At 35.2% G+C, this 23,069-nt stretch carries 14 protein-coding genes and 1 riboswitch; of the genes, 8 read left to right on the top strand and 6 right to left on the bottom strand.

Annotated elements, in window-relative coordinates; all coding sequences use genetic code 11:
• The first annotated feature begins 136 nt into the window (after positions 1-136).
• On the top strand, positions 137-2,128 hold the full coding sequence (locus RPL90_RS11450; RefSeq protein WP_313549729.1) for a catalase: 1,992 nt from the start codon (positions 137-139) through the stop codon (positions 2,126-2,128).
• Between the two features lie 144 nt (positions 2,129-2,272).
• On the opposite strand, the gene RPL90_RS11455 is transcribed toward RPL90_RS11450, so the two are convergent.
• The 5 genes from RPL90_RS11455 to fadX all read right to left on the bottom strand — a co-directional run bounded on the left by RPL90_RS11455 (position 2,273) and on the right by fadX (position 10,181).
• Positions 2,273-3,457 (bottom strand): thiolase family protein, encoded by a 1,185-nt coding sequence (locus RPL90_RS11455; protein ID WP_313549732.1) that lies wholly within the window; start codon positions 3,455-3,457, stop codon positions 2,273-2,275.
• Between the two features lie 31 nt (positions 3,458-3,488).
• A complete protein-coding gene (fadB, locus tag RPL90_RS11460; protein ID WP_313549735.1) occupies positions 3,489-5,744 on the bottom strand; it encodes a 3-hydroxyacyl-CoA dehydrogenase/crotonase FadB in 2,256 nt (751 codons plus the stop codon).
• Positions 5,745-5,778: 34 nt separating this feature from the next.
• Complete coding sequence (gene fadE / locus RPL90_RS11465; RefSeq protein WP_313549738.1) at positions 5,779-6,984, bottom strand: acyl-CoA dehydrogenase FadE; 1,206 nt, start codon at positions 6,982-6,984, stop codon at positions 5,779-5,781.
• Between the two features lie 81 nt (positions 6,985-7,065).
• Positions 7,066-8,589 (bottom strand): long-chain-fatty-acid--CoA ligase FadD, encoded by a 1,524-nt coding sequence (gene fadD / locus RPL90_RS11470; RefSeq protein WP_313549741.1) that lies wholly within the window; start codon positions 8,587-8,589, stop codon positions 7,066-7,068.
• Positions 8,590-8,612: 23 nt separating this feature from the next.
• Entirely contained in the window at positions 8,613-10,181 is a 1,569-nt protein-coding gene (fadX, locus tag RPL90_RS11475; protein ID WP_313549743.1) for a fatty acid degradation protein FadX, read from the bottom strand.
• A gap of 244 nt (positions 10,182-10,425) precedes the next feature.
• Positions 10,426-10,529, top strand: a riboswitch (TPP riboswitch).
• Between the two features lie 147 nt (positions 10,530-10,676).
• On the opposite strand from fadX, the gene RPL90_RS11480 reads away from it, so the two are divergent.
• The 3 genes from RPL90_RS11480 to RPL90_RS11490 all read left to right on the top strand — a co-directional run bounded on the left by RPL90_RS11480 (position 10,677) and on the right by RPL90_RS11490 (position 14,656).
• Positions 10,677-11,429, top strand: a complete 753-nt coding sequence (locus RPL90_RS11480) for a 3-oxoacyl-ACP reductase (RefSeq protein ID WP_313549746.1) — start codon at positions 10,677-10,679, stop codon at positions 11,427-11,429.
• A gap of 29 nt (positions 11,430-11,458) precedes the next feature.
• Positions 11,459-12,754, top strand: a complete 1,296-nt coding sequence (locus tag RPL90_RS11485; protein WP_313549749.1) for an LLM class flavin-dependent oxidoreductase — start codon at positions 11,459-11,461, stop codon at positions 12,752-12,754.
• Positions 12,755-13,261: 507 nt separating this feature from the next.
• Positions 13,262-14,656 (top strand): amino acid permease, encoded by a 1,395-nt coding sequence (locus tag RPL90_RS11490; protein ID WP_313549752.1) that lies wholly within the window; start codon positions 13,262-13,264, stop codon positions 14,654-14,656.
• A 139-nt stretch (positions 14,657-14,795) separates the two neighbouring features.
• Here the strand turns inward: RPL90_RS11490 and RPL90_RS11495 are convergent, their stop codons facing one another.
• Positions 14,796-15,416, bottom strand: coding sequence for a LysE/ArgO family amino acid transporter (locus RPL90_RS11495; protein WP_313549755.1), 621 nt, complete (start codon positions 15,414-15,416; stop codon positions 14,796-14,798).
• A gap of 184 nt (positions 15,417-15,600) precedes the next feature.
• Here RPL90_RS11495 and RPL90_RS11500 point away from each other — a divergent pair, with 184 nt between their 5' ends.
• From RPL90_RS11500 to RPL90_RS11515, 4 genes are all read left to right on the top strand, one after another.
• Positions 15,601-17,013 carry an aminotransferase-like domain-containing protein gene (locus tag RPL90_RS11500; RefSeq protein ID WP_313549758.1) on the top strand — a complete coding sequence of 471 codons (1,413 nt, stop codon included), beginning with the start codon at positions 15,601-15,603 and terminating at the stop codon, positions 17,011-17,013.
• A 227-nt stretch (positions 17,014-17,240) separates the two neighbouring features.
• On the top strand, positions 17,241-19,346 hold the full coding sequence (locus RPL90_RS11505) for a YSIRK-type signal peptide-containing protein (RefSeq protein ID WP_313549761.1): 2,106 nt from the start codon (positions 17,241-17,243) through the stop codon (positions 19,344-19,346).
• A 971-nt stretch (positions 19,347-20,317) separates the two neighbouring features.
• Positions 20,318-20,779: a YSIRK-type signal peptide-containing protein gene (locus tag RPL90_RS11510; RefSeq protein ID WP_313549764.1), complete on the top strand. Its 462-nt coding sequence runs from the start codon at positions 20,318-20,320 to the stop codon at positions 20,777-20,779.
• A gap of 569 nt (positions 20,780-21,348) precedes the next feature.
• Positions 21,349-23,069 (top strand): putative Ig domain-containing protein (locus tag RPL90_RS11515; protein ID WP_313549767.1); only part of this gene is annotated, 1,721 nt, incomplete at its 3' end.

Here is a 23,069-nt window from a genome sequence, read left to right on the forward strand (position 1 = left end):
TTAATTATCTATAATCTTATATTTAGATGTAAATGAAATATAATTGTCACAATATATTAATTTCACAATTATGTAATACAATTTTCAGTTTTTTCATAAATGCACTGGGTATTTATAAGTTAAAAGGAGGATTATTATGACAAATAAAAAACTCGATCAGTTAAAAAAAGATGAAAAGAATAATGACGGCAAAGCGATGACTTCGAATAATGGCGTTAAAGTTAGTGAAGATGAAAATACTTTAACTGTTGGTGAACGTGGACCTAGTTTATTAGAGGACTTTCATTTTAGAGAGAAGATAATGCATTTTGACCATGAACGTATTCCTGAACGTATCGTACATGCACGTGGTTTCGGCGCACATGGTGAATTCAAAGTATATGAAGACTTATCTCAATATACGTATGCAGACTTTTTAACAAATCCAGATAAAACGACACCGGTATTTGTAAGATTCTCAACTGTTCAAGGGTCAAAAGGTTCTCCAGATACTGTCAGAGACGTCCGTGGTTTTGCCACAAAATTTTATACTGATGAAGGTATATTTGATCTTGTTGGTAACGATATTCCAGTATTCTTTATCCAAGATGCAATTAAATTCCCGGATTTAATTCATGCTGTTAAACCAGAACCACACAATGAAGTACCTCAAGGTGGCTCTGCACACGACACATTTTGGGACTTCTTTGCACAAAACCCAGAATCTACGCATACAACGATGTGGGCGATGAGTGATAGAGGTATTCCGAAAAACTTCAGACAAGTCGAAGGTTTTGGTGTGCACACGTTCCGATTAGTCAATAGCGAAGGACAATCTTATTTCGTTAAATTCCACTGGAAACCATTACAAGGCTTAGAATCACTTGTATGGGATGAAGCGCAAATCTTACATGGTAAAGATGTAGACTTCCATCGTAAAGATTTATATGAATCCATCGAAAAAGGCGATTATCCTGAATGGGAATTAGGTTTACAAATTATTACGCCAGACCAAGAATTTGACTTTGATTTTGATATTTTAGATCCAACTAAAATATGGCCTGAAGATCAAGTGCCAGTGCAACGTGTCGGTAAAATGACTTTAAATCAAAACGTAAGCAATGTGTTCGATGAAACTGAACAAGCTGCATTTCATCCTGGTCATATCGTACCTGGTATTGATTTTTCTAATGACCCATTATTGCAAGGCCGTTTATTCTCATATACAGATACGCAAATATCACGTCTAGGTGGACCAAACTTTAATCAAATTCCAATCAATAGACCAGTCAATGAAGTTCACAATAACCAACGTGATGCAATGCACCAACAACATGTGCATAAAGGACAAACTGCTTATCACAATAACGCTTTAAACGATAATGAACCACATACGACATCTAAAGATGAGGGGGGCTATGAACATTATCAAGAAAAAGTAGAAGGTAGAAAAATTAGAAAGCGAAGCGAAAGTTTCAAAGACTACTATTCTCAAGCGAAGTTATATTTAAACAGTTTAACTGAAGCTGAATATCAACATATGGTTGATGGTTTCTCATTTGAAATAGGTATGTGCAAATCTATCATGGTAAAAGAAAATGCAGTCAGCCAATTAAATAAAGTTGATAGAAAATTAGCCGAATCTGTTGCCGAAAATGTCGGGGTTAAAGTACCTGAACAAAATGAAGAAGTAGATTCAAATGCTAAAGATAGTAAATTAACTATGGAAAAATTCGATATTCCTTTAGCTGGTCATTCAGTGGCTGTATTATTAAATGGTGACATTTCAGCAGATACGTTAAAATCTTATGCTAAAACATTCACACAACAAGGATTGAACTACGCATTTGTAGGTAAACACCCTAAAGATATTGATGAAGACTTTGGCGTAACAGAAACGTATGCTACTGCACATCCAACATTATTTGATAGTCTGATTGTATTATCAGATGGTTCAGACTTAAATCCAGATGCGGAAGCATTTGCAGAAATGGCATATAAACATAACAAACCATTAGTGTTTAATGAACAAGCGTCAGTACAAGTACAAGAAGCTAAATTAAAATTAGATGCACCGGGTGTCTTTGTGTCAGACGATCCTGAAACGATTGTTAAAGCATTTGACCGTAAAAGATATTGGGATAGATAAATTTGAATTATTGAGAACTGATGTATATCAGTTCTCTTTTTTATGTTAAAAATAACAATTCAAATTTAGACAGTTGAATATAAAAAGAGCCTAGCAGATAAAAGCATATCTGCTAGGCTTGTTGCTATTATAGATGATTATAGTTTATCGTACGTATTCGAAGATACCAGCTGCGCCCATGCCGACACCGATACACATTGTTACCATGCCGTATTTAGTATCTGGGCGTTTTTTCATTTCTGATAATAAGCGACCTGTTAACATAGCGCCAGTAGCACCTAGTGGATGGCCTAAGGCGATAGCACCGCCGTTAACGTTTGTTTTATCTTTGTCTAGACCAGTTTCTCTCATTGATGCAAGTGTTTGTGAAGCAAAGGCTTCATTTAACTCTGTTAAGTCAATATCTTCTATAGATAAGCCACTTGCTTCCAATACTTCTGGAATAGCATAAGCAGGGCCGATACCCATAAGTTTTGGATCAACACCGACCGCTTTAAATCCAACGAATCGTGCGATTGGCGTCACACCTAATTCTTTCACTTTATCACCAGACATGATTACGACGAAACCACTGCCATCTGTTAGTGGTGCAGAAGTACCGGCAGTCACCGTACCGTCTGCCTTAAAGACAGTACGTAATTGTGCTAAGTCTTCTACATTAGTATCAGGACGAATCATTTCATCTGTCTTAAATTGTACTTTGGATACTACTGGTCCGTTGCTGTCATAACTTACGTCATTAACTTCAATCGGTATAATTTCATCATCAAATTTATGAGCATCTTGTGCCGCTTTTGCGCGTTGATGACTTTGCACGGCGTATGCATCTTGATCTTCACGTGAAACGTTATATGTTTCTGCGACCATCTCCGCTGTTAAGCCCATTGGATAGGACACGCCACGATCTTCATCTTGTAAAGTTGGATTATTCGTTTGTTCGTTACCACCCATAGGGACTGCACTCATTAATTCTATGCCGCCAGCGACTAAGATGTCGCCTTGACCCGCTTTAATTTGGTTGGCTGCAGTAGCGATTGTTTGTAAGCCTGATGAACAATAACGGTTTACTGTTTGACCAGGTACACTATCTGGCATACCAGCTAATAGTGCGATAGTACGTGCAATGTTTTGACCTTGTAATCCTTCAGGGAAGGCGTTACCGACGATGACGTCTTCCACCATACTTGGATCAAATTGACCGTCTACGCGTTCGAGTACGCCTTTTAGTACTTGCGCTGCCACTTCATCCGGTCTGTCATGAAACATGGCACCTCCCTTAGCTTTACTTGCTGCCGAACGACCATAAGCTACGATATATGCATCTCGCATTTCACTTCATCCTCTCTTCTCTTACTTATTATTAGTTGCGTAATGGTTTGCCTGTTTTTAACATATGAGAGATTCTGTCATACGTTTTACTATTTTGTAGTAGTTCAACAAATCCAGCTTTTTCTAAATTTTGTAAGTAGCGTTGGTTCACATAGGTATTACGTGGTAAATCACCGCCAGCTAAGATATCTGCGATTTTAAGCGTGATTTCATAATCGTAATCGCTAATAAAGTGACCTAAGCGTTGTGCATCTAATTGACCTTGTGCCAAGGCTTTAAAGTCTTTACCTAGAGCGATAAAGTTTTCTTTTGGTGCAGGCATGTAATTTGTTTCAGATTCATAACGTGCACGTTTAAGTGCGATTTCGATACGTTTTTCTTTATTCATGATAATTGTATCAGTCTCTTTTAAATAGCCATATCTGACAGCTTCATGTGCATTAGTTGCTACTTTGGCTAAACCAATATTCATCAAAAGCTTAGCCATTGTAGCTTGCTTATCATCTTTTTGATGATCGGCACTTAATACTCTAGTAGCTAATTCTGCAAGTCCGCCACCACTTGGCAATAAACCAACGCCCGTTTCTACTAAACCGATATATGTTTCGCTATAAGCTACTACGAAAGGTGAATGCATTACGAGTTCACAACCACCGCCTAAAGTTTTGCCTTGTGTCGCAGTAACGATAGGTTTTAGTGAATATTTTAAGCGGCTAAATACATAATGTAATCTTTCTACAGCTGGCTTAACTTGTGATTCAACTGCACCATCTTCATGTGCTTGCTTCATCATGTACAAGTTCGCACCGACGCTAAAGTTATTACCATCAGCATAAATAACCATGCTTGTATAATCGCCGTTTTCTAGTGTATCTATGGCATCGTTTAAATCTTCGACAAATTCATTTGTAATAACGTTATTTTTACTTTGTAGTTTTAATAGTAGTTGATCTTTATTCGCTACAGATAAATTTGAATCGTCTTTGTTCCAAATCTCACTGTCGATAAAGTTAGAAACATCCGTTACGCGTTCGATTGATTCATTGTCAGCGTAGAAAGAACCTTGTTGCTTGTCGACCCAGTCAGGTAAATTACCAATTTCATTTTCGATACGTTCCTTAACTCGGTCAAAGCCCATTAAATCCCATAGTTGGAAAGGACCTTTTTTCCAATTGAAGCCCCATACAATAGCACGGTCTATATCTTTAAAGTCGGCTGCTGCTTTTGGGACATTAATTGCCGCGTAGTAGAAGTTATTTCTTAATGTTTCCCATAAAAATTTACCGGCATCGTCAGTTGCGTTAAAAATAACGTCTAAGTTATGAGCTAAATCTTTACTGAATTGGCCTAATATATCGAAAGTAGGCTGTTGTGGTTCTACATAGTCATTTTTTTCTGGGTCTAAGACAAGTCGTTTTTTATTTTCTTTCTTGTAAAAACCTTGTTTTGTTTTACGACCTAAGGCGCCAGCTTCGAACAGCTTTTTACTTAATTGAACTTCCTTGAAGTAAGGTTGCTCTTCGGGCACTCGACGCATACCTTCAGTTACGGTTTGAGCAATATCAAGACCGACTAAGTCTGTAAGTCCATAAGTACCCGTGTTAGGTCTACCGATAGCACGTCCAGTTAGTGCATCGACTTCTGTAATAGAGAATCCTTGTTGTTCTGCTCTATACATAACATCGTTCATAGATTGAGTGCCGACTCTATTTGCCACAAAGCCTGCAACGTCATTTGCTACAACAGTACCTTTACCTAATATTTCTTCTGCAAAAGATTTAACACGCTCAATAACACTGTTTGCAGTATGTTCATTAGGAATAATTTCTGCTAGTTTCATAATACGTGGTGGATTAAAGAAATGTAATCCTAAAAATCTTTGTCTTGTATCGTCATTGAACGCTTGTGCGATAGATTCAATAGGGATACCTGAAGTGTTCGTTGCAAAGATTGCATCTTCTTTAGCATGTTGTTGCACTTGTTGCCAAATTTGATGTTTAACGTCTACATCTTCTTTGACAGCTTCGATATAAATGTCTGCATCATCATGAGCTAAATCTTGATTAAAGTTGCCGTAAGTTAAATTAGAAGCGTAGTCTAAATTAAATAACATCGGTCTTTTTTTATTGGTAATCGTTTCATATGCTTTTTTAGATATTTTATTTGGATCATTGTCATCTATTACGATATCTAACAATTTTACTTTCAAACCAGCATTTACGAATAGGGCAGCGATTTGACTGCCCATCGTGCCAGCACCTAATACTGTTGCTTTGCGTATAGTCATATAAATACCTCCAAGTGATTATTAATTAGTCATATTAGATAAATGCAGAGTCGCCAGTAAGAGCTCTACCGATAACTAAAGCATTCACTTCGTGTGTACCTTCATATGTGTAAATTGCTTCTGCGTCTGAGAAAAATCTTGCGATGTCGTATTCAGCTAAAATGCCGTTACCACCTGTGATGCCACGGCCCATTGCAGCAGATTCTCTGAAGCGTAATGAGTTCATCATTTTAGCAGTTGAAGTAGCGACTTCATCGTACTCACCGTTTGCTTGCATACGAGCAAGTTGTGCCGACATGGCCATTGCTTGTGATAAGTTACCTTGCATCATAGCTAATTTTTCTTGTATTAATTGGAACTTACTAATTTCCTTACCGAACTGTTTACGTTCTTTAACGTATTTTAAAGTGGCGCGTAAAGCCCCGGCCATTGCGCCAGTAGACATATATGCTACACCAGCACGCGTTGAATAAAGAATTTTTGCTACATCTTTGAAGCTATTAATATTTTGTAGACGTTCTTGTTCTTCAACGACGACATTTGTTAATTTAATATGCGCGTTAGGCACAATTTTTAATGCAATTTTATTTTGAAGAATATCAATATCCACGCCTTCTTGTTCCGGACGAACGATGAAACATTTAGGTTTTCTAGTTTCGGCATCCACTGCGAAAACTGGGATCACATCTGATAAATGTGCGCCACCGATCCATTTCTTTTCACCATTTAATACCCATTTATCTCCGTCTTTTGTTGCGACTGTTTCTAAACCACCTGCAACGTCAGAGCCATGGTTTGGTTCTGTTAATGCAAAACAAGTACGTAATTCATGAGATTGCAATTTTGGCACATAGTAAGCAACTTGTTCTTTACTACCTCCAAATAAAAATGCATTATGTCCTAACCCTTGGTGTACACCTAGTAAAGTGACGAGTGAGACGTCAAATCTCGCTACCGTATAAGATAAGAAAAACTGGAACATTTGGCTTGTCGTTTTTGCATCACCACGGCCTTCAAAGAGTAGGGGATTATTAAAATAATCTAATTTGCCTAATTCTTCGAAGAAACCTTCTGGTATTGTGGCATTAGCCCAGTGATCATTAATTGAGTCACGATAATTATTTTCTAACATGTCGTCTAACTGTTTTAAAAATTTCACTTCACCTTCAGTTAACTCTTTAGCTATATTTAACGTATCTTCTGGATATAATTCTTTTAAAATTTCAGTTTTTGTAGACATATATAAAACCTCCAATAATTGTATGCGATAGCGCTTACATTAGTTAGTAAAAATTTTTGTCGTATCTAAATGGGTATACTTTTATGCCAATTCGTCACTTTGATGTAATTTATCGGCTTTTTCATTCATACGCGCTTGTAATGCGAGCTTATCTGGTTTAGACGTTGAGTTTAACGGCATATGATTCATACTTAAATACATTCTTGGCACTTTATAGCCGCCTAGTTTTTCACGTGCGAACGTATCTAATTTCTCTTCAAAGTTGTCATCTTGTTCAGTTAAAACTACTGCAGCCGACACGGATTCGCCATATTTAGGACTTGTGTAGCCGACGACGACACATTGTGCGACTAATGGATGCTCAGATAATACTGCTTCAACTTCTGATGGTAATACGTTTTCGCCTCCGGTAATAATCATCTCTTTCTTACGGTCAACAATATATACATCACCATCTTCATCGATTGTAGCGAGGTCGCCCGTTAAAAAGAAATGATCATGGAAACTTTTCGCTGTAGCTTCTGGTTTGTTCCAATAACCTGGTGTAACGTTTTTGCCACGTACGCCTAATTCGCCAATTTCGCCTGTCGCTACTTCATTAAAGTCGTCATCAAAGATGCGGATTTCAGTGAAAATAACTGGATGTCCGATTGATTTAGGCTTCACTTTTGAATTGCTTACTGTATTTACAGAAACAATAGGCGCTTCAGTTAGACCATAACCATTAATAAGTGCAATGTTCATGTCTAATAGTTTTGCTTGTACTGCTGGAAGTGGTGGAGAACCACCTTGTATTAAATAACGTACGCTTTGGTACCCTTCAGGATTAAAGTTATCTGCCACAAGCATCGCATATAACATAGTTGGAATAAGTAACATATAGTCAGGCTTATATTCCATCATAAGGTTATTCAACTCTTCAGCGTTGAAATAACGTTGTAATACGAGTGTGCCACCATTAAACAGTGCCGGTAAAGTTAAATCATTAAAACCAAACACGTGGAACATTGGTAAAGCGACGATTGAAACGTCTGTTGGATAAGTTGGGTGTGTATGGTTTAAGTTGATGCCATTACTGACAAAAGAATCATGTGAGAACATGACACCTTTTGGGACGCCTGTTGTACCACTTGTATATAATAATGATGCTAAATCGTCACCTTGTAATTCGACACTATCAAATACATTATGATGAGTAGGATCTACAATATCATCGTATGCTTGAGAACTGATATCCATATATAATAGTGACTCGTCTATTTTAGTAAGAGATGATAGATGTTTTGTTTCGTAAAAAATCTTTTTAACGCCCGAATCTTGGACGATTGTTGAAATCTCTTCTGGGTTCAAACGCCAATTTATAGGTAAAAATACAGCTCCTAATTTTATAGAAGCGAACAGCACATCTAAAATTGCAACGTCATTGGGTCCGAAAACACCTATGATGTCACCACGTTCTGTACCTTGTTCGCGTAAATGTGTTGCCAAATTTTCTGCGCGGATATTTAATTGTTGGTACGACCACTCAGTATTTTTAGCTGGGTCGATAATAGCAGGTTTCTCTTCTTCAAATATAGCTCTTGTCTTAATCCAATCGAAATTCATAGTTTGTACCCCCTTGTAATCGGTTAACTATTGCTCCCTAACGATTTGTGTAAATTACCCCAATGTTCTTGAAACATACTAGCATCCATCAAACCAATGTCGTCAGGAATAATCGGTTTAAATGACATATTCGCTAATATATCTCTATCTATGTCTACACCTGGTGCGATTTCGATTAATTGCAAACCTGAATTTGTAAGTTGGAATACCGCGCGCTCAGTTACATAATAAACAGTTTGACCTTTGGATAGCGCGTATTTGGCATTAAAATCTAAGTTGCGTACTTCGTCTACAAATTTAGTAGCCTTACCTTCTTCGTTGATGACTAATTCATTATGTACACAATCTAGTTGACCCCCGACAACTAATGAGCCAGAAAAAACAATGGTATCGACGGTTTGGCTTATGTCTATAAAGCCTCCGCAGCCATTTAATTTATTGCCATATGACGAGACGTTTACATTGCCGTGTTGATCTATTTCAGCAAAGCTCAAATATGCAATGTCTAGTCCACCATTATAAATAAAATCCCATGTCATTTCGTGTCGCATACGTGCGCTTAAATTGTAGTGCATACTCAAGTAGTCATTGCTACCGATATAACCATCAAAGACACCTGTATCGATATTGAGTTGTACTAAATCACGTACATCTTCTTCGACTAATAAATTAGATAATTCATTATTTATACCAAATCCAATGCTCACCACAGCGCCACGTGTTAAAAATTGTGCCGCCCGTCGTAAGATGACTTTGCGTGAACTCATTTTAATGTATGGTCCAGGCATTGCTAACACTTTATAATGTCCAGATAATGCAGGATCATAATACGTTTGAACAACTTGTTTATGGTAACGTGGATTGTCGTTTACCATAACGTAGTCAACTAACGCGCTAGGTATAAATACATCTGTAGGTTTGAAGCTACCATCTTCAACAACGGCTTTAACTTGTACAATGACTTTACCGTTATTTCTATGTGCAGCTAGAGCAACACTATATGCTTCGCTAAGATGTGCCTCATGATCCATATAAATGTTACCTTGTCGATCTGCGTAAGTTCCTCGTAACAGGGCTACATCAACTTCAGGAAATTGGTAGAGAAGGTATTCCTCACCATTGACTTCAGTTAATTGTACTAAGTCCTCACGCGTGCGATCATTTGCCTTACCACCCGTATATCTAGGGTCCACCGTTGTATGTAAGCCTATCGTCGTTATTGTACCTGGATTGGCAAAAGTTTGATTACGATAATTCGTCGTCATCACGCCTTGAGGTAAAAAGTAGGCTTCTACTTCATTATTTTTTATTGCCGAGATTGTAGCGGGTGAAGCTATTATAATGCTTGATATTAAACGCTTTACCATATTACGTTTAATAAATGCGTCTAAATCGACACCGTCTCCAGCGTAATCGCTAATATCATTAGCAATCATTATTGTTAAATTATCTAGTTGTTGTGTTTCATCATAATAGTCAGTAAGGTGTTTGAGTATTTCTACTGGTAAATTGCCTACTGACAAAGCTGAAAGGGCAATGGTGTCATGACTTTTTACTAAATTTTTTAATTCTTTTGCTGTAATCATTTTCATTGCATAACATCACAAGTTCTCATAGGAAGACTGCCTCCTTTCGAATATGTAAGCCCTTACATAGAATATACCACAGTGTAAAATTGATGTAAAAGTTTTAATAGTTCATAATAATAAAAACTTATAATCTAAAGCGTTTTGTTTTAATAAAAATATAAAATGATAGGTATATTGTAAATTTATAAGTTTGAAAGTGGTAACTTGACATTATGCAACGTAACACATACATTTAAAGTAATAATTAAATAACCACTAGGGGTGTCATTTTTGCACTGAGATGAGGATGTCCTCAAACCCTTTGAACCTGATCTAGTTGGAACTAGCGTAGGGAAGTGTGTTCGTCAAACTGTAATATAAGCACGAGTGCTTTATTTTATATAAAGATATATCTGACGCGACTTCCATATTCGGAGGTCGCGTTTTTGTGTTGACACTACATAGACACGTTCGCGTGGCAATTTTTAATTATAAATCAAATTATAGGAGTGAAATATTATGTCGAAAGTGATTTTAGTAACGGGCAGTAGTAGAGGTTTAGGAGCAACAATCGTTAAAACATTAGTTGAACAAGGTCAGAAGGTAATTATTAATTACTATCATAGTGAACAGACGGCTCAAGATTTAGTGGAGGAATTGGGTTCTGATAATGCAATTGCTATTCAAGCTGATGTGACTCAACGTGAAGCAGTAGATAAAATGATTGCACAAGGAACTAAACATTTTGGGCAAATAGATGTGATAGTAAACAATGCGTTAGTAGATTTTAAATTTGATCCTACTGCGCAACACGCATTTACAGAACTAACATGGGAAGATTATCAACAACAAATAGATGGAACGTTAAAAGCAGCTTTTAATGTAGCCCAAAGTGTTGTGCCACAATTTAAAAAACGTAAGCAAGGCAGCATTATTAGTATTGGAACGAATCTATATCAAAACCCAGTAGTGCCTTATCATCAATATACGACGGCGAAAGCTGGATTAATTGGCTTTACTCGCAATATTGCGGCTGAATTAGGTCAATACGGCATTACGGCAAATGTCGTTTCAGGAGGATTATTAAAAACAACTGACGCGAGTGCCGCTACAACGCCTGAAGTGTTTGATATTATTGCGCAAACAACGCCGTTACGCCAAGTAACGACACCAGAAGATGTTGCCCATATGGTTGCCTTTTTAGCTTCAGATCATGCACGTGGTATTACCGGACAAAATTACACTGTCGATGGTGGCTTAACAATGAATTAAAAATATAGTGATGTAAAGGAGTATATTTTATGAATCAACGTCAACTTCATATTGGAGTGCTATTAATTGGTTGTGGCCACCATGCTGGTGCTTGGTTAGTAGAAGATTCTTCAGTTGAGCACATTGGTGATATTACGTATTATCAATCATTAGCACAACTTGCTGAAAAAGGTTATTTTGATGCGGTGTTTTTTGCGGATAATCAAGCATTACAAATATCTGGTAACGGCGATATGCCGTCATTTTGGTACGATCCTTTAATTAATTTAACTGCTATTTCTCAAGTAACCAAGCATGTAGGTTTAGTCGCAACAATTTCGAGCAGTTTTGCTAATCCATTTACGGCGGCAAGGCAACTTTTGAGTTTAGAACACGTTACGAACGGTCGTGTAGGATGGAACTTAGTCACTTCGATGACAGATTTAGAAGCGATGAATCATAGTATGGCAAAATTGCCTCATCATTCAGAACGCTATGGTAAAGCAGATGAATTTGCGCAAGTGATGAATAAATTGATGGTGTCATGGGATGAGAAAGCTTTGGAATATAATCGTGATACAGGTGAACTGATTGATGCACAACAAATTAATCCGATTGATCATTCAGGTAAGTATTATCATGTGCAAGGCCCATTAACGACACCTCAAAGCCCACAAGGTAAACCGGTAGCTATGCAAGCAGGCGCCTCAAAACAAGGCATTGCACTGGCAGCTAAATACGCAGATGCCGTCTATTCAGTATCTTGGAATTTAGCACAAGCGCGTAATTATCGCCAAAAGTTAGATGCGCAGTTAGCAGCAATTAATAGACAAGACTACGTTAAAGTTTTTCCGGGTTTGGTGACTTACGTTGGGCGTACGTATGAAGAAGCATTAGCCAAAAAAGCATATTTGGATAAACATATGCCTATAGAGAAAGCATTGAAACAATTAAGCTTTTTCGTCCAACAAGATTGCTCGGTGTGGCCTTTAGATGAACCTGTGCCAGCGTTACCTTCTGTACATGAATTCGAAGGACCGATAGGGCGTTATGAAACGATATTAGCTATTATCGAAGAAAAGCAACCGACTGTACGTGAATTATTAGGATATATTAGTGCCGGTGGTGGACATTTAACGTTAATAGGGACGCCTCAACAAATCGTGGATGAGATGGAACATTGGTTTAATGATGGTGTAGCCGATGGGTTTAATTTAATGCCACCAACGTTACCAGGAAGTTTAGAAGATGTCGTAGAATATATTGTACCTGAGCTACAAAAGCGTAATCTATACCGTCATGACTATACGACTACAACGTTGCGTGATCATTTGTCGTTAAACTAAGTGAGTTACATAGTGTGGTCTAAGAATAAAGTTACTATAGCTAATCTTAATTTGTAGAGGATGCTCATAAATACCGATGCTCAAAAAGAGTCTAGAGATAATATAATATCTCTAGACTCTTTTTATATTGACAGTAGATGATTGCATTGAGAGTAAGTTTGTATCGAGTTTTTCAAAGCTATATTTAGAGCAATAAAATAAAGTCCGTAGTTTTAATATCAATTTTTGAAAAAGTAAAAATAAATTCTGATTTAGTAAAAATAATGCTTCTTAATATCGATATAATTGAATAATATAGTTTAGATATCTCGATGTTTTAGTATTTTCGTAATGAATGTAATAACAAGTAGAAAGTATTAGCTGCGCTTGTTATTTTAAAATAAATTAAGTCATTTGCAGAAAATCATAGATAAAACATGTTTATAATTTTCGGAATATTCTGCTTATGATAGCGAGGTATTTTACTCATACATAGATTTATATCACAGCAAGAAAGGAACAACAACTATGAATATATTAAGAAAAAAGGATATTACTACAGTAATATCTCAAAAACACACCCAATTAAGAAAGAGTATGACTACCTTTGATTTAGTTTTCTTAGGTATAGGCGCTATTATTGGGACGGGGATCTTTGTATTAACTGGGACGGGTGCTTTAAAAGCAGGGCCAGGTCTGATGTTGTCATTCATAATTGCAGCTTTAGCATGCTTGTTTACTGCTTTGTGTTATGCAGAGTTCGCTTCAATGGTGCCGATTTCTGGCTCGGCGTATACGTATACCTATACAACATTAGGAGAGATTTTTGCTTTTATCATAGGTTGGGATTTAGTTTTAGAATATATGTTAGGTGCTAGTACTGTTTCAGTTGGTTGGTCTGGGTACTTTAATTCGTTATTGGTAGGATTAGGCATACATATTCCTGAGCAACTCACTGCGCCACTCGGAGTCATTACAGCGAATAACGAAAAAGGCATATTCAATTTACCTGCTTTTATTATTGTCATGTTAGTTACAACACTTATTTCTATAGGAATTAGAGAGACGAAAAGAGTAAATAATATAATGGTATTCATAAAAGTTGCTGTAATATTATTGTTTATTGTTGTGGCAGTATTTTATGTTAAACCCAATAATTTAACGCCATTTTTACCTTATGGTTTTTCAGGTGTCTTTAGTGCTGCAGCAACAGTATTTTTTGCATTTATCGGTTTTGATGCTGTTTCGTCTAGTGCAGAAGAAACGATAAACCCTGCTAAGACTATGCCTAAGGGGATAATCATTTCCTTAGTGATTTGTACAATTTTATACGTTTGTGTGTCATTGATAATGACTGGTGTCGTACCGTTTAAACTGTTTGTTAATTATGAAGCGCATCCTATTTCCGCAGTGTTAAAGTATACGAATCAAAATTGGATATCTGGCGTTATTGATGTAGGGGCTATACTTGGAATGACGACAGTTTTGTTAGTCATGTTATATGGCCAGACAAGAATTGCATACGCAATGTCTAAAGACGGACTAGTACCTAAAATTTTTTCAATTATTAATAATAAAACTAATACACCATTTATTGCCACATGGATATTTGGTATCTCAGCTGGTTTATTAGGCGCTTTATTTTCTATAGAAACATTGTCAGAGATGGTCAGTATTGGTACTTTAGTAGCATTCATATTAGTATCTGTATCTATTTTGGTTTTACGTAAAACATCACCAAATATAGAAAGGAAATTTAAATGCCCATTAGTACCAATAGTACCGATTCTTTCCATTTACTTCTGTGCATTTCTAATTCTCAATTTAGATTTCACTACTTGGATTAGATATGTGGTTTGGTTAATCATAGGATTTATCATTTACTTTAGTTTTTCAATTAGAAATTCAAAATTAAATGCTTAAAATGTAGTTTTGCTACAACTACACGTAATACTAAAAAGGGAGTTAACCCATATGTGTCGAGGGTTAACTCCTTTAGTTATGTGTTTGTTATTATGTGCTTATTTCATTTATAGCGACACTAAACGACTATAACAACAACTTAATGAACAATTATTTTGATGATGTTTTTAAGGATAAGTATCGCAATAACTATAATAATGCAACTGGAAAGTTTGTTAACGATAACAATATATTTGCCTGTCTTATCTATCGAACCTAACATTTTGCCTGCTACAGCTAAAAATATAAACCAAAGCCAAGAAACAGCAATAGTTGCCAAGCTAAATAATACTTTGTCACCATGTGAATAGAGTGCAGCATTTGTACCAATAACACCTAGTGTATCCATGATAGCGTGTGGGTTTAACAACGATACAGATAAGGCAAAACCAATTTGCTTTTTACTACTTAACGGAGCGAAATGTTCCAAACTAGCGGGTGCTTCGTGCCATAAAGACCACGCCATATAAAGTAAAAATATTAAGCCGACGATATAGACAATCAATTGTAAAATTGGAAATGAGACGAGCACTACTGAGACGCCGAGAACAGCTAGACTAATGAGTAAAGTATCGCACAAACCAGCGGTAATAATGACGGGTGCTGCTTTTATTAAACTTTTATGATTAGCGCCTTGGTTAAAGACAAATACATTTTGGGCACCCAAAGGTAATATCAAACCTAACGCTAATAAAAATCCGTGAATAATAGGTTGTAGCATAATCAAATCGCTCCTATAATTAAATTTCTTTTTTTAACCAACCACTTCAGCACAACAAATCGCAACTTTTACAATAAAGAAAAGTCAAACTGACGTTAATCTTTGTACCTATGCTATAATAATTTTAACTTTACGTAACCATCCAGTTAAAAATTAAAAAACCAACCAGATTAGAGTTGATACTATGGCAAAACCAAAATATAAAGTAATAATCGATGATATCGTAAATGATATACAAGATGGAACGTTAGCGCCTAATGACAAATTACCTTCACAACGGTCGTTGTCACACAAATATGATGTGAATAGATCGACTGTAGTACAAGCGCTAGATATATTAAAAAGTTATGGTATTATTGTGACTTCCGAAAAAAAGGGTGTTTATGTATCCAATCAAAGTTGGAACTCATTCATTTCTAATAATATGAAATGGCAAGATTTTATAGGGAATAACGCTTCGAAAAATAATTTGTATTATGTGCAAAAAATTAATGAATTAGAATTTGCCGACAATATGATTCGTATGGGAACAGGCGAATTAGCTCCAGATTTAATACCTAACCATACATTTAAACAAATACTGTCAGAGGGCAATCTACATTTAACTACGAATTATGAAGAAGCAAAAGGTAAATTAGAGTTACGACAAGCCATTGTACATTATATGAAGCGTAAAGGTGTCATATGTACTGTAGACGAAATATGTATTACTTCAGGTGCTTTGCAAGGATTGAAATTAATAGCGGAAGGTTTATTAGTACCACAATCTAATATTATTATCGAAACACCCTCGTATATACATTCAGTACGCACATGGAATAATATTAGTGCAAATATTAAACCGCTTCATATCGATTATATCAAACGACATATTAATAATATTTTTAAAGCAAATAGTAATTATTATAATAGTATTTTTTACTGTATACCTACATTGCATAACCCGACCCAGCATAGTTATAGCGATCAAGAAAAACAGAAGATTATTAATCAATGCCGACAAAATGGGATCCCTATTGTTGAAGACGATATATATGGGGACTTATGGTTTGGTGACACACGTCCACAACCGATGAAGTCATTGCCGAATAGTGAGAATGTTATTTATTTAGGAAGTCTGTCGAAAACGGTCAGTCCGGGACTGCGCATTGGATGGATTATTGCTAACAAACATATTATTAAACATCTAGCCGATTTGAAAATGCAAAGCGATTATGGTGCAAGCTCTATATCGCAATACATTGCACAACAATGGTTATCATATCCACAATTTCATGAACAACATGTTGCACAATTAAAATCCACATTATTAGAAAAACGCAATTTATTATTAACCGCTATGGATAAATATATGGTTGACTTGGGAGAATGGGACAAACCTCAAGGATCATTTTATGTATGGTTTAAACTAAAACATGCTATTGATATGAAGCAGTTATTTAATATGGCTACTGAAGCGGGGCTTATTATTCATACTGGCGAAATATACGATAGACAAGCGCAACAATATATCAGATTTTCTTATTCATATATAAATAAAGAAGATATAGAGCGAGCTTTTGCTAAATTAAGACGACTTATTTTGACATTATTATAGCAATATTAATTATATAAGTAATACATTTATAACAATTAAAAAAATGAGCGTGGGGCTATAAAGCGAATAAGGCTTAAGTCACACGCTTTTTTATAACAATATTAAACCCAATGCCTTTGGATAAATAAATATTAATATAAAAAAAATATCAATTTGACTAAAAATAAAATTTTGTATATCATCATGTTAAATAGAGATACCTTTCAATAAAAGACTGGAGGACAACTATGAAACAACATCAAGATATAGCTAAGTATAGTATAAGAAAGTTAGCAAAAGGAGCAGGTGCATTACTTATTAGTAGTGTGCTATTGTTTGGCACACAAAACAGTGCTTCAGCGGCGGAGCAAAATAATAATAGTGCTAGTGTCAATGAGCAAACAGTAGTTAACGCACCGGATAAAGCTGCACAGAAGAAAGATACGACAAATCCTGAAATTCAGAGTATTAAGATGGATAAACGTGAGTATGCACCTGGAGAAATTGCTATTGCAACATTAATCGTGAAAGATGAGAGCAATCTAGCTGATGTTTCGATTGGATTTACGAATACGACACAAGTCGGCACGCCAGCATTAAGTGGTGTAGCTGATAAAGCGAATATCGAAAAAATTAACGATAGCTTATGGAAAGTCACAATTCAAATTAATATACCAGACAAAATAGGGGATACGTCATATCAATTTTCGGCAGCTATTGTAGATGATGCAGCACAAAATGGTACAACGATAGCTCCGGAACTTGCACCTACGTCACTCAATGTTACAGATCTATCATTTAAAGTGGTTAATAAAAATGTGTCAAATGTTGATACAGAATTACCTCAATTTGATAGTGTAAAGGTAGATAAACAAACATATGCACCGGGTGACGTGATTAAAGCACAATTAAAAATTTCAGATGAAAGTACATTGAAAGAAGTGTCGGTCGGTTTTGAAAATGATCCGGATAAAGGTTTAATTGGATTAAATAAAGTTGCAGATTTAAGTAATGTGCAACGTAATAGTGAGGGGCAATGGGTAGTAAATGTAGAGATTCCTATTCCAAGTGACTTAGAAGACGGGAGTTATAAATTTTCACATATTAGCGCGACGGACGAATTTGGTAACGCGTTTGGTTTAATTGATGTGCCAAACTTTGAGACAAAATTCACTAACGTGAAATTTAATGTAGCTAAGTCTGGAACTGATAAAAAAACAGTAGCTCAAGCTCAACCGCAAGCGAATGACCAAAATAAAGATACTGATATTATTAATACCAATACGACAGATGCTAAAAAATCTGCTCATGTAGAGCAACAAGATAATAATGTTGCAACGCCAGAACAACCACTAGATAACAACACAAATCAAACAGATAAAAGCGCACCACAAGATAGTGATAAACTAGCACAAAACAAAGACGTTGAAGATGCTAATGCGCAAAATAATGACGATGCAGCAATGACAGATCAAGGTACTGATAATGCTGTTGAACCAAAGGCGCCAACAATAACTGATCAAAGTAACAATAATGTTAATAAAGTAGCGCCACAAAGCGAGACGCCTAAAGCATTAACGCCTAATGCAGATACTAAAGATAAGTCTATGAATACACCATCACAACAACATCATACCAAACAACCGGATGACGTAACGACAACGCCAAAGGATACGGATAAGGCTCAACCACAAGTAAAAGGTGACGCACCACAAGACAACAAAGTACAAGCTCAACCTCAAAATAAAAATGCACCATCTAGTACAGCTAAAGATGTTAACAAGCAAACACAATCAACTGACAAAAAATCAGCAGATACGCAAAATCCTGAACCTAAAATAGATAAACCAAGTAACGTAGATAACGGCCAAAAAGGAACAGGAGCAAATGCCAAAATAAAACCACAAACGCAAACGAAGCAATCACAAAGCAAAGCGCAACAAGCAGCGGCTAAATCACATATGCAAAATACCACAACTCAAGGTAATATTAAGGATCAATCAACTACGAAACATCAGACGAATAATAAAATGTCAGCTGAAATGTCTAAACAAACAACAACAAAAGTTGCGGACAGTGCTAAAAGTAACAAAACGCAACAATCAGTAAGCAATAAAGCAGTAGCTACACCATCTCAAGATAAAGTAAAAGCTGCAGGCAACAATAAAAAGGGTGTGACTGACAAACAAAAACAAACAGCTTCAAAAAACAAAGCAAATAAAGATGCAAAATCAGTAAAACAATTACCTCAAACAGGTATGATGAATACAATGCGCGATTACTTCTTTGTTGGCGTATTAATGGCTGTTGGTATCACAGTAATTATGTTCAGAAGATTTTCCGTTTTTAAATAAAATAACGTATCAACAACAATGAAAAAAAGACAATCTCTATTTCAATAGAAATTGTCTTTTTTGTTGATAAGGCAAGTATAAATCGAGTTACATACATAACTATTTTTGTGCATGTTAATTTAAAATGTTTTAAGTGTTCGCAATTTGAACTATCTCAAATGAAGTCAATTTTATATACTATAGTCGTTACAGCAACACCAGGTACTAATAATATTAATATTTTAATTACTATAAAAATAAAGGCACTAAGGCAGGCTTAAGATACACTTATGGTGCATCAGCGGCCTTTTTCACAGTAATAATTCTCTCAGCACTTTATATGTCGTAATTTAGCTACCGCCTTCACTATAAAAATAGTGCGGGGGTTTTTTGTAGTGAGATGTATACTTAATGCCACGTTTACCTATTTAGAGAGAACGTATAGCAATAATCTAGCTGTATAGTGTTATAAGCAAAATGTGTAAATAGATTTAGTGCTAAAGATAGGCAATATTATTTATATATTATTAATGATTTCGTAAATTGTTCACTTAGTCAAACAAATAGCTATGTTGTTTAAGGCAATTGTTAGTGATTCATTGATAACTTGATTTTTTAGAAATCGTAATATCAAGTACTTATCCATTATGGTAAAAAATGACTAAATAGTGCTAGTTAAAAAACATCATATTAATTGAATATTTGTGAGAAGATTAATAAATAATATAACAATCTTTTAAAAATTTAATGTTTGTAATTTATTATTATTAAATTACAACAATATAGTGATGTAATAGTATCTAATGTTGTAATAATAGTACTTATTTAATTTCTTAAAACATTTAATATATGTGTGTATAAATTTTAGGGCTTATTCATTGGAAAAGCTATTATAAAATGTTTTGAAAAATGTTACACTAAAAAATATTACAATGGAAAATATAATGAGAGCAATAAAGATAAAAAAATTAAAAGATTAAGGAGCTTATTTATTGGAAAAAAATAACAAATATTCTATACGTAAAGTTGCAGTGGGCACAGGTTCAATAATTATAGGGGCAATTCTATTTCTACATAATCCTGACGTTTCTAAAGCCTCTGAAATTGAACACAGAGAAACTAAATCAACTACCCAACAAAACAGTTCTTCCGGTAATCCTCAAGATAGCACACGCAATGAAGTAAATGATACAGACAAAACCTCAAGCGAAACAACTAATGATTCTCAAGTACAAAAACCTTCTCAACAAGAAAAACCAACAGAAAGTTCTTCAAATCAACAGTCTGAAACTAAGCAAGATTTAACAGATAATGATAAAAAAGATAGTTCAGATATGTCAGAACAATCAGCACAACAAGATAATGCATCTTCAACTGACGAAGGTAGTGAGCAAAATTCATTAAATGAGTCTGAAAACAATCTAATAATAATGAAGCATCTTCTAAAGATGTAAATTCAGATGAAAAGGATAAAAACGTAGCAAAACAAAATGCTGAAGATACTAAACCTCAAGATACAAAAGAGCAAGAAGAAGAGACTCATAACGAAGGTGCATCAGATAATAAAGAGCAAGAAGAAGTTCATAACGAAGATTCAACAGATGAAAAAGAGATACATTCTAAAGAGAAAGCAAACGATGAAGAGGGTATTCAAGAACAAGAACCTGACGATAATAAATCACAAGATTCTATTAGTAATAAAAAGGATGATACCTCTGAAGAAAAAGCAGTAACTACAAATAATGACCTTTCAAAAAATAACAGTTCGAATTTATAAAATGAAAAAAGTAAAGAGTTTGATAGTGATAAAGATAGTGATTTTGATAGAGAACAATCCTCTGACAATTTAGACAGTAATAATGACAATCCAAAAAGTAATGAAAATGTATTAACCTCAAGAGATGAAGACAATGAAAATACAGTACAGTCTACACAAGATAGTGAAACAATTTCTGAGAGTAATACAAATTCAGAAAATAATAGTGCTAAAAATATTAATCTTTCTGAAGTCGATTATAAGGATTTGGAAGATAAATCTTCTAAACAAGATAAAACGAATAACAATCTTAAAACAGCTAAATTAATGTCAACGAACGTTAAAGAAGAAGATGGAACTAAAGAGGATAATGTTGCGAAAGCATTAGGCGGTAATGACGTAAATGATAAAATTAAGACAAGCAATGTCAAATTTACAGATGGCACTTGGAAAAAAGGGTCGTTAAATCAAATTGGTTTTGATCTTCAAATACCTGAAGATGTAAAAAGAAATGATTATTTTTCAGTTAAAGTGCCAAAAGAACTGAATCCAACATCTGCCGATAGAGACAATGGTATTTTACTGGGTAATGATGAAAACAGTATATACGCTAAAGGGATTTATAACAGAGAAAATAATGCCTTTGACTTTAAGTTTACTGACAATGTCGAAAAATATAAAAATAAGACTTCACATGTAGATTTAATGGCACTTATTAATTTTAAAGAAGCTACGAAGACGGATAATTATAATCTTAACTTACAGGTTGGTAACCAAACATTTACTGAAAATAGAAAAATAGAATATACCACTGATGCAAGAAATACAATGGTATATCAAGATAGTTCTATAGAGGAAAAAGACGGGGACCATAACCCTTATAACACTACTTATACTATTAATGGTCAAAGTAAAAGTTTGAATGGATCTAAAGTTAAAATTACACCTTATACTGGTAGTTCAAAAAGTGCTGATACGATAAGTAAATTCGACCCAAAAACTACAACGGTATCTGTAGTAAAAGTTAATGACAAAAATACTATGAATCAAAGTGGTAGTGATAAAAATGTAAACGGAACCGACGAGAGTAGTAAACATAAAATAACATATAATAGTGATGGTTCAATGACCATTGATTTAGGTAACATAACTGGACCATATTTAATTAAAGTGAATTCTCAAACTGAACGTCCTTTTGTACCAAATACTTTTGTAGGTAGTACAGTTGAATTAAGTGCAAGTAATATTGCTACTCAAAGCACTCAAAGTAAAATAGGTAAAGCAAAAGCTTCTGATAGTAACTCTTCTGGAGTTATAGTAGACGACACTACTCCACCAACAGTTGCACCAATAAATGACCAGACGAAAGATTTAAATACCCCAATTGATCCGGTGGTTATAAACAGTAGTGACAATAGTGGAAAACCAGTGAAAAATGACGTTTATGGTTTGCCTGAAGGCGTCACGTTTGATTCAGAAACAAATACAATTAGTGGGACACCAGCAAAACCAGGTACGTATAATGTAACTGTGCTTTCTTCTGACCATGTATATAATGAAACAACAACAGAATTTACAATTAAAGTCGAGGATGCTACTCCGCCAGCAGTTGATCCTATTAACAATCAAACAAAAGAAGTCAATACCCCGATAAACCCTATCACTATTAATGCATCAGATAATAGCGATAAACCAGTTAAACATACTGTAGACGGCTTACCGGAAGGTGTAACGTTTGATTCAGAGACGAACACGATTAGTGGGACACCAACAAAAGTGGGCACATCAACAATTACGGTGACAAGCAGAGATGAGTCAGGAAACGAGACAACGACTAATTTCGATATTAAAGTCGAAGACACAACATCGCCCGATGTTGAAGCTTTCGACGATCAAACGAAAGAAGTTAATACACCAATCGATGATATTAAATTAAATGGTACAGATAATAGTAAAGGTAAAGTTACACATGAAGTAAGTGGCTTACC

This window comes from Staphylococcus kloosii, from assembly GCF_032139365.1.
In the GTDB taxonomy this organism is placed as follows: domain Bacteria; phylum Bacillota; class Bacilli; order Staphylococcales; family Staphylococcaceae; genus Staphylococcus; species Staphylococcus kloosii_A.